The sequence below is a fragment of the Bremerella volcania genome (assembly GCF_007748115.1).
GTDB classification, from domain to species: Bacteria; Planctomycetota; Planctomycetia; order Pirellulales; family Pirellulaceae; genus Bremerella; species Bremerella volcania.
The window spans coordinates 1,375,978-1,387,597 of record NZ_CP036289.1 but is presented as its reverse complement, the minus strand read 5'-3'; the positions used below and the strand labels follow the sequence as shown (position 1 = coordinate 1,387,597).

General features: G+C 56.6%; 12 protein-coding genes. 5 read left to right on the top strand and 7 right to left on the bottom strand.

Annotated elements, in window-relative coordinates; all coding sequences use genetic code 11:
* Positions 1-46 precede the first annotated feature (46 nt).
* A complete protein-coding gene (locus Pan97_RS05525) occupies positions 47-880 on the top strand; it encodes a hypothetical protein (RefSeq protein WP_144971130.1) in 834 nt (277 codons plus the stop codon).
* 25 nt (positions 881-905) lie between these two features.
* Here Pan97_RS05525 and Pan97_RS05520 read toward each other — a convergent pair whose 3' ends face one another.
* Entirely contained in the window at positions 906-2,027 is a 1,122-nt protein-coding gene (locus Pan97_RS05520) for a tetratricopeptide repeat protein (protein WP_144971129.1), read from the bottom strand.
* A 153-nt stretch (positions 2,028-2,180) separates the two neighbouring features.
* Here Pan97_RS05520 and Pan97_RS27000 point away from each other — a divergent pair, with 153 nt between their 5' ends.
* Positions 2,181-2,306: a hypothetical protein gene (locus tag Pan97_RS27000; RefSeq protein ID WP_261342368.1), complete on the top strand. Its 126-nt coding sequence runs from the start codon at positions 2,181-2,183 to the stop codon at positions 2,304-2,306.
* Positions 2,307-2,333: 27 nt separating this feature from the next.
* Here the strand turns inward: Pan97_RS27000 and Pan97_RS05515 are convergent, their stop codons facing one another.
* Both Pan97_RS05515 and Pan97_RS05510 read right to left on the bottom strand, forming a co-directional pair.
* Complete coding sequence (locus Pan97_RS05515) at positions 2,334-3,587, bottom strand: hypothetical protein (protein ID WP_144971128.1); 1,254 nt, start codon at positions 3,585-3,587, stop codon at positions 2,334-2,336.
* 121 nt (positions 3,588-3,708) lie between these two features.
* Positions 3,709-5,142, bottom strand: coding sequence for a sulfatase (locus Pan97_RS05510; RefSeq protein ID WP_144971127.1), 1,434 nt, complete (start codon positions 5,140-5,142; stop codon positions 3,709-3,711).
* Between the two features lie 162 nt (positions 5,143-5,304).
* Between Pan97_RS05510 and Pan97_RS05505 the strand changes: the two genes are divergently transcribed.
* A complete protein-coding gene (locus tag Pan97_RS05505) occupies positions 5,305-6,183 on the top strand; it encodes a hypothetical protein (protein WP_144971126.1) in 879 nt (292 codons plus the stop codon).
* A gap of 12 nt (positions 6,184-6,195) precedes the next feature.
* Here the strand turns inward: Pan97_RS05505 and Pan97_RS05500 are convergent, their stop codons facing one another.
* The 4 genes from Pan97_RS05500 to Pan97_RS05485 form a co-directional block, all read right to left on the bottom strand.
* Positions 6,196-6,666, bottom strand: coding sequence for a carboxypeptidase-like regulatory domain-containing protein (locus Pan97_RS05500; RefSeq protein WP_144971125.1), 471 nt, complete (start codon positions 6,664-6,666; stop codon positions 6,196-6,198).
* 108 nt (positions 6,667-6,774) lie between these two features.
* The gene (locus Pan97_RS05495) at positions 6,775-7,593 is read right to left on the bottom strand and encodes a DUF1559 family PulG-like putative transporter (protein WP_165698625.1); all 819 of its coding nucleotides are present in this window, start codon (positions 7,591-7,593) and stop codon (positions 6,775-6,777) included.
* A 33-nt stretch (positions 7,594-7,626) separates the two neighbouring features.
* Positions 7,627-7,752, bottom strand: coding sequence for a type II secretion system protein (locus Pan97_RS26620; protein ID WP_144971123.1), 126 nt, complete (start codon positions 7,750-7,752; stop codon positions 7,627-7,629).
* 246 nt (positions 7,753-7,998) lie between these two features.
* Entirely contained in the window at positions 7,999-8,868 is an 870-nt protein-coding gene (locus Pan97_RS05485) for an SDR family oxidoreductase (protein WP_144971122.1), read from the bottom strand.
* A gap of 287 nt (positions 8,869-9,155) precedes the next feature.
* Here Pan97_RS05485 and Pan97_RS05480 point away from each other — a divergent pair, with 287 nt between their 5' ends.
* A complete protein-coding gene (locus Pan97_RS05480) occupies positions 9,156-10,223 on the top strand; it encodes a S1C family serine protease (protein ID WP_144971121.1) in 1,068 nt (355 codons plus the stop codon).
* Between the two features lie 123 nt (positions 10,224-10,346).
* Positions 10,347-11,525, top strand: a complete 1,179-nt coding sequence (locus Pan97_RS05475; protein ID WP_144971120.1) for a PDZ domain-containing protein — start codon at positions 10,347-10,349, stop codon at positions 11,523-11,525.
* Positions 11,526-11,620: the final 95 nt, after the last annotated feature.

Below are 11,620 nucleotides of genomic sequence, written 5' to 3'. Positions count from 1 at the left end.
CCTTATCGCAACTTGGTAATCAACCACCCCTTAGGCCGCCTGTAAGATGAATGAAACGCACGAAGAGGGAATGTCGGCAGACGCGTCTGCCGTGAAGCCCTACGAATCGCCCACTTTCGATTCAGAAGATACGCCGACATCTCAAGAATCGGAGAAGATCTGGCCATCGGCCAAGATGTTTGCATTTGGCATGGCTATCGGATTTCTTCTTCAGCTCTCAATTGCATCTCATCAAGTTTTCTTCGGCCAGAATCGGCTCTTAAGACCGATCCCGTGGGGTGCGTCGAAAATCTTGTTTGCTATTGTCTCCGGGCTGGGAATCACGTTACTTGCCCATGCTCTCTGGCACCGAAAGTTCTTCGCGCTGATGCCAGGTCACTGGTTATTCATTTGGCGTGCGACTGACTTTTCAAGAGATACCGTGGTAACGATCTACGCCTTGCTCGCCTACTTCGTCTCAAGCCGTTACGGGGGACCGGGCGCGAACACTCTCTTACAGGGGAGTTTCTGGGCGATGCTCGCTTCGAACTTCGTTCTAATCACGCTTTTCACCGCGATCCTTGTCTTTTCGCGCGAATCGCGGCCTTGGAAATTCTTTATTTGGGCTTGTCTCTTTTTGCAGATCTTTATTGTGATTCAATTGCTTGGCGCAGTCTTTGTTAAACAACGTCACGAAGACTTTTTTGATGTCTTCAACGAGGTAACGCAAACGCTGATCCTGGTAAGTAAGATGACCCTTACGCTTGCAGGGATCACCGCAATTGTAGTCGACCTGTTTCGCAGGCGTCGACGCGACATGTATCACTACCTGGGGTTAGCCCAGGTTCTCGCCGTTCCATTGATTGCTCATTCGTTCCGTTTTCTTCCTTCACGCTTTTAAAGACCAATGGTCCGTAGAATGCCGTCTAGGAATTCGACGAATTGCCTTGCGCCGCAGACAGATCGGCCTTCAGCCAGCGGATCATGCCCCAGATGGCGGCGGTAACCACCAAAACGAAGACCGCCGCCCAGGCATATTGCCCCAGCCACTGGCCCAGGCTGACCACGCCCAGCGATGCCGATCTGAGCAGGGGCTGCTCGTAGTACTTGCTGGCGAACTTTTGATCGAGGTCTTCGCCGGCGGCGGCCCAGGCCTGTTCGTCGGATTGGATCTGGGCGAACTTCTCGTTGGCCTTATGGACCGATTCGGTTAGCTCCTTTTGCAGCGTTTTCAATTTCATGTTGCGCTGCGATTCGAGGGCCTGGCCCGCTTTGCTGAAGTAGGCGGCCGCGGCGTCTCGATCGTCGGCCATGGCCGAAGCCCGCAGATAGGCCTGGGCGGCGAGTTGGTTGGCGTCGCGTCCTTGAGACATCAAGAGGTCGCCGAGGGCTTCGAGCAAGATCGGCGAGTCGTAGTGGCCGAAGCGCATCATGCCCAGGACGCCGGTGAGTGCTTTCTTCTTTTCGGCCATTTCACTCTCAGGTTTCCATGCGAGACGATCGCGGAGAAACGTCACGAAGTTTTCACCGTCGCTCGTGGCCAGGGGGAGGCCTTCGTCGCCATCGGCTCGCCGCAGCAGGACGTACTCGACCAGCAGCTTCTGATAGATCTCGCGGCCGAAGTGGGCGTCGGGGTTGATCTCGATCGCCTTGTCGATATGCACCAGGCCTTCTTCCAGGCGGCCGGCATGAATCAGGAAGGTCCCCAGGTTCGCTTCCGACTCGTAGACCGACTGGCTGGAGAAGCGGCGGATCTTTTCGTGGATCGTCTCGATCGCTTTGTCCTGCTGGCCGAGTTTGTCGTAGGCGACCGCGACATCGTCGTAATCCATCGGCATTCGTGCATCGATGGGCTTGGCCAGGCGGTCTTCAATGCGCCAGCGGTAGTAGGCCTCGCTATGCCGGACGAAATCGCCGACGATCAACTGGTGGGCTTCAGGAAAGCGGTATCGTTCCTGCTCTAGGGTGTCGCTATCCCATAAGCATGCCGAACAGCAAGCAGGAAAAAGAAGGGTAAGTACGACAAACAAACACGCAGCGCGTCGCATAAGTCACCTCAGTAGTGAACAGAAGAGAACAGTTTCAGCCTATCAAAGCGACGAGATTTACACGACAAAAGATTTTCGATTGATAGGACTCTGCAGCATGTCTCGCTCAATTAGCTTGCCTGGGCTATTCGTTTTGATGTCGTGTTCGTCATCATGGAATACTTTGGCGATCGGCCAGGCATGGATACCCGTGACCGGTGCCACTGGCTGGACATTTTCGGCCCACTGGTTCTCGCGATGATCATGATTGCCATGGCCGAGACCATGAAATCCCTCTAGCCTGGCGAAGTGGATCGCCGTGGCCGATCACTTCTTGGAAGGATCTTGCGGCAGACGCAGCATCATGGTCGCATAGACCACGGCGCCGGCCAGCACCATCACGCCGAAGAAGATGAGCGTCGCCACTTTTTGCGGCGAAAATCCTTGGGGACTTCGCGACGAAGAGGAGCGATAGGTGTTCGTCTGCTGTTGGCTGCCTGAGGGTAGGATGATCGGGCCGGTTGGGTTGAACTCGGCCATGGCCAAGCTGGCTTCGTCCTGGGCATGGGCGACATTCAGCTTCGGGCTGTCATAATACTTCTCGTTGAACTTCTCGTCGACGCGGTCTCCGCGGGCAATCCAAGAGGCTTCATCGGCAGCGATCTGCGCGGCGAAGGCGTTGGCTTGAGCCAGTTCGTCCTTGAGGGCCGCTTCGACGATCTCGATTTTCTCACCGCGGATCGGTAGCTCCTGGCTGGCCACGGCATTCTTGGCCTTTAGGCGATAGTCGGCACGGGCAACGTCGCTGTCTGCTTCGTACGAAGCGCGGAGATAGGCCCGGGCCGCCAGTTGGTTGGCGGGCTCGGTCGCCGAGAGTAGGTCGCCGACCGCTTCCATCAGGATGGGCGAATCGTGATGGCCGAAGCGCACCATGCCCAGTACCCCTTTAAGGGCCCTGGCGTACTCGGCGTCGACGCCGTCTTTCGCGTCGTCGCCCCGATGCTTCTTGACATAGGCGGCAAAGCCGCCCACACGCGGCTTATGTTCGTCCCAATCGGCTTCCCCTTTATCTGGGTTCAGGGGAAGCTTGGCTCCGGCGGCACGTCGCTCGATGACGTACTGAACCAACAACTGCTGGTAGATCTCGCGGCCGAAATGGGCATCCGGATTGATTTCGATCGCCTTCTGGATATGGACAAGGCCATCCTCGAACTTGCCGGAGTGGATGAGGAACGTGCCGAGATTGGCCTGCGACTCGTAGAGGTTTTCGTCCGGCCAGCGCTGCATCTTTTCACGAATTGTTTCGATCGCTTTGTCGTGCTCGCCGAGTTTATCGTAGGCAACGGCGATATCGTTGTAGTCTTCCGGCGTCCGCTGATCGACTGACTTGGTAGTGCGATCGCCGATCCGCCACTGGTAATAGGCATCGCTATGGCGGACGAAGTGCCCGGCGATCAGTTCGTGCACTTCCGGATACTGCTGCCGCTCCATCTCGAGCGTGTCTTCATCCCACAGGCAAGCGTAAGCGGCACACGGAAAGGCCAACGCCAAGAGAACGAACCAAGTCCAACGAGAACGCATCGCGCACCTCCTGTTTTGAAGAGATTAGATTCCTTCAACCTACCAGAGAGTACCGGTGCGGTCGAAGAAAAAGTGAGACAAAACGCGGATCGGTTGCTCAAGCGGGCGAGGCAAGGTGAACTCACTGCGACAGATCATTCGCCCGCAATTCCGCCAGCTTCGCGGCCAGCTTTTGCTGAAACTCTTTCACCACGTCCTCGTACTTCGGATCGCTGGCCAGGTTGGTGTACTGCTGCGGGTCGTTCTCCATATCGAATAGCTCGACGCCGCCGGTGCCGTCTTCCTTGTATTGGATGAACGCCCAGCGATCGGTTCGTAGGAGGAAGCCCTTTTGCATGGGCGAGACGTTCAGGATCTCTTCGTGTACGCTGGCCTTGGGGTCTTTCAGCAGCGGGGTGATGTCCTTGCCTTGCAGCCGCGCGGGGACCTCCAGGCCGCATAGTGCCGCCGTCGTCGGGTAGAGGTCCAATAGCTGCGTGAGCGAGTCGCACACGGCGGGCTTCTGGCCTGGCACTTTGATGATCAGCGGAACGCTGGCAGACTCTTCGTGCAGGCTTACCTTCGCCCAGAAGTCATGCTGGCCCAGGTGAAAGCCATGGTCGCTGGTGAAGATGACGATCGTGTTGTCGGCCTGGTCGCTCGCTTCGAGGGCATCGAGCACCTTGCCTACCTGGGCGTCGAGAAACGCGACCGCGCCGTAGTACCCGCCGACCGCTTTCTTCTGGCGGCGGACGTCCATCTTCATATTCTTACTGGTCTTGTAGTTGATGCCCATCTTAGGAATGTCGTCCCAGTCGCCCGGGACCTTTTCTGGAAGCTGGCGGTCGGCGTACGGCTTGTAAGGTTCGACGTACTTGCGCGGAGCGACAAACGGAACGTGCGGGCGAACGAAACCCACGGCCAGGAAGAACGGCTTGTCGGCTTTGGCGTGCTGTTCGATTAGCTCCACGGCTTTCGCGGCTGTTTTGCCATCGCTATGGACCTGGTCGTCCCCGTCCGCTTCGACGACGACAAACGTGTTGCCGCCGACCACGGGCTTCTTGCCATCGGGGTTGCCTTCCAGTGTTTCGCCGTCGCCGGGGGCTTTCCATTCGGGGCCGGGGCTGTTGAAGCGCTCGACCCAGCAGATGGGATCGTCGGCACCGTCTCCGCCGCTTTCGATCCCGCCTGGGACCCCCATGTGAAAGATCTTGCTCACGCGAGCCGTATAGTATCCGTTGTTCTTAAAGTGCTGCGGCCACATGGCCCGATCGCCGATCTGCGGACGAGGACTCACGTAACCAAACACGCCGGTCGCATGCGGATAATAGCCCGAAAGAAACGACGCACGGCTCGGACCGCAGTAGGTGGCATTGCAGTAGGCATGCGTGAACCGCGTTCCCTGGGCCGCCAGCCGATCGATGTGGGGCGTTTTGCTGACGTCATTCCCGTAGCACGAAAGAGCCGTCGGCGTGAGGTCGTCTGAAATGATGAACAACACGTTCAGCGGCTTGTCGGCGGCCTGGCATAGGGATGACAGGAAGAGAACAAACAACAATCCGGTCAGGCGAGTCATCGGCAGGCGTTCCTTGGCAGGGAGGATCAACGTTTGGGGCAGGCGATACTCATTTTAAACAGTGTGCGCGAAATTGCACGACCTTTCGCTACGTTGATTCACTCGGCGGTTCTTTCCTGTTATATTCCCGCACTCACGAATCCTTTAGGAAAGAAGACGCCTGTGTCGGAAGATCCAAGCAGCCTGGAAGCAGGCAACCCCTATCAGTCTCCCCATAACGACGCTGACGCAAGTGAAGAATCGAAGCAGCCGAGTACCGCCAAGGTAGAGTGGCTGGCAAAGCCGTTGCCCCTGAAGTGGTTCTGGGAATGCCTGGCGTTGGGCGTTTTGATCAGCGTGGGTCCTCAGTATGAAGAGGTACTCGCGCTCTTCCGCGGTTCGTTGATTGCTCTGACGACGATCGTCCCGGTGACTCTTTTTGGCGTGATGACAGGCCTGGGGCTGGCCCTGCTGGTTAACTGTGCCAGCCGAGAGAAGTTCTCTCAACTGCAGCCTGGGCACTGGCGATTGATCGTGATTATGCTGACGAGCGTTCGCTTCCTGCTACAAGTGTTTGTGTTCGACATATCGCCCTACGATGGTCAGCCTATTTCTGATACGGAGTACCACAAGATCGAGCACCTGATGTATACGCCCGATGCGATTTACCTTCTCTTGGCGACCTCGCTCTACGTTTTGGTTCTTCGAACGACCAGCGAAACGAGCATCTGGAAGTGGTATGCCGGTATCTCGGCGTTCGTGTTTTTCGTTACTGGTACGATCAGAGGCCTTTTGGCGACACCGTTTCTCGACAGTTACGACTCGAATGGGACCGTACTTTCAATCGATAGTTCTGTCTTTCTGATCCCAGGTATCGTAATTACCTACGGCCCATATGCCATCGGACTTTTGATGGTGCTGGGGGTAATTTACGATTACGCGAAGAACGTGGAACGGGACTTCTATCACTATCTTGGTATCGTTCTCGTCGCGATCCAGCCCGGCGTCCAATGGTGGATGGACTACCTGGCGTATCACATTCGCTTCGGACCTCTCAATTAGAATGGCTTCCGGCTAATCTTCCAGCACGAGCTCGAAGTGATTTTCTCCCTTGTCTTTGACTTCCGCCTTCAGGGGAGTCTTGGACGCAGTGGCGAATTTGGCCGGGAGTTGATTGTCTGTCTGCAGGCTTTTCCCGCTTGCCATCGCGGCGTCAATTTCTTCCTGAGTAGGCTCGCGTGTTTTCTTGACCGTTACCTGATACTGGCCTGGCATGGCGCCATCGACCTGGCTCTTCGTGGCATTCCAATAGGTTGTAAGCGTGAAGTTTCCTTGCGAGTCGGTGGTCGCCGACGCGGGACTGGCGTTGGCTGCCAAGGGAACAAAAACGACCTGGGCTCCTTCCACGCCGCTACCTTTGTATTGAACGAGCCCGGTAACCTCCACGATATCGGGATTGCTGGAACTGCCAAAGCATCCGACGGTGAAAGGGAGAACCGCGACGATAGACAACCAGAGAAGAAAAAACCTGCTTTGTTGATCCATTTTTAAGCAATCCTAAAGGGGCAGTCGTCCCACGTGCTTGAAGAGAAGCAAGCTGGATGATCTGCCGATCGCGTGAACAAGCGGCAGATCATCCAGCGCGAAAGAGAATTAATACTCGCCAATCACTTCGCCATCGTGGCGATCACCCAGACGCTGGTAGGTGATATGTTCGATGGTCTCAGGCAGGAAATTCACGGAGCCATCGACAAAGACAAATTGAGCACCGCCGGGATGAAGGGATTTGAATCCCATGGAAGTCCAGTTATTGGGACGATTGGCACATCCGGAACCCGTATAACCATTCTCGCCTTCACAGGTGGGGAAATTGATGGGCATGGTGGTCGCGAACCACATTCCGTCCCCCTCAGCCCAGCCGGCGCCACCGCCGTGTTCCATGTTGCCGGAAGAGCAAACCATGCGGACTTCACCCATCGCAATGGTATTGGAGGTTCCGTCCTGAACATCGCTAAACCTGGCGGCCCATGGTGGTGTGAAATAGCCGCGTCCGAAGACTCCGGAAATCTCGCCGGAACGACCGTAGTCAGCGCGAATATTGCCACGATTGAAGGGATCTTCACCGTCGTCGTTCGAGTCGTAGGGATCGGGATATGTCACGACGGTGGTGACGTCGCAGCCGTCCATATCTTGCGCGCCCATGCTGGTTGCATAACTCGATTGTGCTTTGCCGTTAGGCATCAGCGGACCTTTCGATTCGCTGGGGCATTGAAGGTTGTCAATGACGCGATTATCCAATACGGTACCATCAATGGTCTGGTTAGCCACGTTGCCAGCTGCCAGGTCGATTGCATTATAGATGGCCAACTGCTCGAAGAACGGAAGCAGTTTGACCAGAGCGCTACTGTTGGTGTTTTCTCGTTCGTTATGGGGAAATCGCAAGTGTGTGTCGTGATAATTGTGCAGAGCCAACCCAAGTTGCTTTAGGTTATTGCTGCAACTAATTCAACGGGCCGCCTCGCGTGCCTGTTGAACCGCAGGCAAAAGAAGCGCGATCAAGACGCCGATGATTGCAATGACCACAAGAAGTTCGACGAGTGTGAAGCCACTCGATCTGGCGTTGGTGCGCATAAGACCGTTCCTTATGGAAAGATGAGAGTCAATGGCCGCGCGAAAAGTTAGTACAAAAACCAAAGCTCTCGGATCTTATGCCAATGGTGGGAGTGCCTACAAGAAAGATCTCCAAAAAAATTCCTAATTCGGGCATGTTTTACGGATACAGCCGTCACTTCTAGGCGTGGAGATCCAGAACCTCCCTTTACCAAATGGTGTGATTTCGATGACTCGATGTAAACCAACGGGAACTCTTGCCCTGATTCACGGGCCTAGAATAGCGGCTAATCCTTCGCGGCAACTAGCATATTTCGGCTGGAAATCGAGTTCTGCAACCAATCGGCGATTGCTCATCTTACGATCGGAGCCAGCCCGCTGGGCTGCTGGCGAATTGGGGTCTGGCGCTTCGAAGGTTGGGTCCGGGGCACCCAATAGCCGGGCTACTTCTCGGTAGTAGTCACGGCGGTCGACGGGGCTGCCGTCGCTGACGATATATAGGGGAGAAAACGTCTCGGCGTCGGCAGCCAGGCGGATGGCCTGGACGGCGTCGTCGACGTGGATCAAGTTCAACGCGCCGCCCCCGGGGGCGGGAATCGGTTTGCCGGCCAGGATATCGGCTGAGCGTGGGATGCGCCCCGGACCGTAGATGCCGGCCATCCGCAGGGTGACACTTCGCTGGGACCAGACCGGATGATCGCGCAGATATTGTTCGGCTTTCAGAAACGCTTTGCCGCCGGGGCGAGCCGGGTCGCAGGGGGTTTCTTCATCGACCGTCTGCCCGCCAGCGTCTCCGTAGACGCCGGTCGTGCTGACGAAGATCAGCCGCCGAGTCGACTCAGGCAGGTGATCGAGGACGTTTTTCAGGCCTTCGGCGTAGACTTCTTCCCGCGACGCACCGCTGCCGGTGTCATAGCCAACGGCGAAAACGACCGTGTCCGATTCTGGTAGCTTGCGCAAAGTATCCGGCTTGGTGACGTCGGCGATTTTTGCGTGGTAGCCTTGCTGTTCAAACTGTCGGGCTCGATCCGGGGAGCGTGTCGTAGGGAAAACCACATCGCCTGCGGCATGAAAAGCTGCGGCCAACGGCATTCCAACATAACCACATCCGATGATCATTCGCGAGCGTGATTCCAAAGGTTTTCCTTCCTAAACTGGGCAGACGAAACAAACGCTAAACTCTGACGAGCTTGGCGTTTCTGACAATTCTAACAATTCTAAAGCGAGACTACCAAAGTGCTCCGGGGTTGACTAACATGGTAGGAGGAATGCGGTGACAGCAACGCCTACCCAGGTTGGCCCCGCCTGCGGTGCTAGTGACCAAGAACGTGACAAACTCTTGATCGTATTCCTAGAATAAAACCGAACCTCGATACGACCCCTACGTATTTGAGGTTGTCAGTTGAAATTCTAAAGGGCACATCATGAAACAACGGATCCTCCCCTCCTCTTATCTTTCCGGTAGCGTGGCAGCATCCTTCCGAAAATTTCTGATCGTTTGTGGTTTGATCTTGTGTTTGCCGCTTCTGGCCAATGCACAAGATAAGGCCAATCCCCAGATTCAGCGCACGGCGCACTTCGCCGAGATCCTTACCGGAGACGCTCCGGATGACGTGGCTGATCTGCGGTCGATGGAACAGCAGATTCAACAAGTCAGCAAGAAAGCACTCGCCGCGACCGTGGGCGTAATCGTCGGTCCGGCTCAAGGCTCGGGCGTGATTGTCAGCGAAGACGGACTCATCCTCACGGCAGGCCACGTGATTGGTGCCCCCAACCGCGATGTGACCATCGTTTTGAACAACGGCGAGCGCGTGAAGGGGGTGACGCTGGGCATGGACCGCAGCATTGACTCGGGCGCGATCCAGATCACCACGCCGGGCAAATACGACTATCTGCCCATTCGTAAGTCGAGCGGACTGCACGAAGGAGAATGGGTTTTGGTGATGGGTCATGCTGGCGGGATCGTCAAGGATCGTCTGCCGGCTTTGCGACTGGGCCGCGTATTGGCTTCCAGCCGCGACGTGATCGCCACCGACGCGACCCTGGTGGGGGGCGACAGTGGTGGTCCGCTACTGGACATTCAAGGCAACGTGATCGGTATTAATAGCCGCATCGGCAACCGCATCACGGCCAACTTACATGTTCCTTCTACCCGCTACCTCGAGGACGTCGACCGCTTGAAGAAGTCGGAAGTCTGGGGGCGCGTGGGGGGAACGCAACCTTATTTGGGTGTACGTTGTGAATCTGACCGACAGGAAGTCGTTGTCACACGCGTCACCCCGGGTTCCCCGGCAGCACAAGCGGGAATCCAGGAAGGGGACGAAATCTTGCGACTGAACGATCGCACGATCGGAACCTTCGATGACTTGAAGCTGATGGTGAATCAGTATTCTCCGGGCGATCGCATTAAGGTACGGATACGGCGCAGCTCGGGCAGCGTAATTACTCTTGAAGTTGAACTTGCAGATCGTCGCGAGTTGGACCGGAACTAGAGTAACCCTGGGAAGAGACCGGCCTACAGCCACCTATTTGCCTAGAGTATCCCTAGCGCGAGCACGGCGTTTACGCTGGCTTGCAAGCCGTACCATCTTTCGACGAAACAACGGAGTGACCACATGCCCCGGTTTCGTTTGAATTCATTGCTGTTCCTATTGATCGTAGCCCCTTTGTCGATGGCGATGTTCGCCCCGACGCCGGTCATCGGTCAGGTCTTTGAAAGCGACGGCATCGCGATGCGTTTCATGAAACGCGTCCACCAGCGAAGCAGCAGCGAAGTGCTGGGCGCGTTCGACTCGGTCGTGCGCAATACGCGTCGCGCGACGGTCGAATTCAAGCGTGGCGGCGAACGCATCGCCATGGGGGGCATTGTCGATCCCAACGGCTTGATCGTCACCAAGGCCAGCCTGGTGAACACTTATGACAATGACGCTCCTCTGGTTGCGGAACTGGCCAACGGCGATCAGTACCTGACCAGCGAAGTCGCCGCGATCGACAAGGAGAACGACCTGGCCCTGGTTCGTATCGACGGCAAGAACCTGCCGGTGATGGAAATCGCGACGACCAGCAAGTTGTCGCTGGGCAGTTTGCTGGCGACCGCAGGACTGGATGAGGAACCGGTCGCGATCGGCGTGTATGGTCTCGATCCGCACAAGGTCGACATGAAGAACGCCATGCTCGGCGTGATGCTCTCACGTGAACCAGGCCCAGCGACGGTTGACATGGTGGTCGAAAAGAGTGCCGCGGCCAATGCAGGCATCTTGGCCCAAGACGTCATCGTCTCGCTGAATGACATGGTCATCGATTCAGGCAACCATTTGATCGAAACGGTCCGCACGTTCGAGCCAGGCGATTCGCTTCGCGTGAAGCTCATGCGAGCGGACCAGGAAGTTCTGCTGAGCGTCGTGCTCGGGGAATGGGTTGCCGGTCCGAACCAGGCTCGGCACGAGTTCCAGAATCACCTCGGCGGCGAGTTGAGCACGCGTCGTAGCGGCTTTCCTTCGGTCTTTCAGCACGATAGCTATTTGCAGCCAGAGCAGTGCGGCGGACCGGTCGTGAACCTGGACGGTCAGGTCGTGGGCCTGAACATCGCTCGAGCAGGCCGCGTGGCGACCTATGCCATCCCCGGGTCGGTGCTCTCGCAGTCGATCTCGAAGATGCTTTCGGCAGCCGGCGCGACGAAAAATCAGAACATTGTACAGTCGCGTCTGAGCGCCAAGCCGGTGATCTCTGAAAATAGCGATTCTGCCCTGGCTCCTGGCGAGACCCGCTGGATTCCTCGCGAGACTTCGAAGTAGAATAAGGTTCGTCGAAAGACGATCAACTCTGACTACTATCGAAGTTTTCCGTTGGAAGTGTTCATTCTTCAGCGGGGGCAGTCATCCCTGCACTG

Excerpts from the sequence above, each read along its gene's own strand:
- Pan97_RS05525 (WP_144971130.1), top strand. The coding sequence starts at position 47 with ATGAATGAAACGCACGAAGAGGGAATGTCGGCAGACGCGTCTGCCGTG.
- Pan97_RS05520 (WP_144971129.1), bottom strand. The coding sequence starts at position 2,027 with ATGCGACGCGCTGCGTGTTTGTTTGTCGTACTTACCCTTCTTTTTCCT.
- Pan97_RS27000 (WP_261342368.1), top strand. The coding sequence starts at position 2,181 with ATGGAATACTTTGGCGATCGGCCAGGCATGGATACCCGTGACCGGTGC.
- Pan97_RS05515 (WP_144971128.1), bottom strand. The coding sequence starts at position 3,587 with ATGCGTTCTCGTTGGACTTGGTTCGTTCTCTTGGCGTTGGCCTTTCCG.
- Pan97_RS05510 (WP_144971127.1), bottom strand. The coding sequence starts at position 5,142 with ATGACTCGCCTGACCGGATTGTTGTTTGTTCTCTTCCTGTCATCCCTA.
- Pan97_RS05500 (WP_144971125.1), bottom strand. The coding sequence starts at position 6,666 with ATGGATCAACAAAGCAGGTTTTTTCTTCTCTGGTTGTCTATCGTCGCG.
- Pan97_RS26620 (WP_144971123.1), bottom strand. The coding sequence starts at position 7,752 with ATGCGCACCAACGCCAGATCGAGTGGCTTCACACTCGTCGAACTTCTT.
- Pan97_RS05480 (WP_144971121.1), top strand. The coding sequence starts at position 9,156 with ATGAAACAACGGATCCTCCCCTCCTCTTATCTTTCCGGTAGCGTGGCA.
- Pan97_RS05475 (WP_144971120.1), top strand. The coding sequence starts at position 10,347 with ATGCCCCGGTTTCGTTTGAATTCATTGCTGTTCCTATTGATCGTAGCC.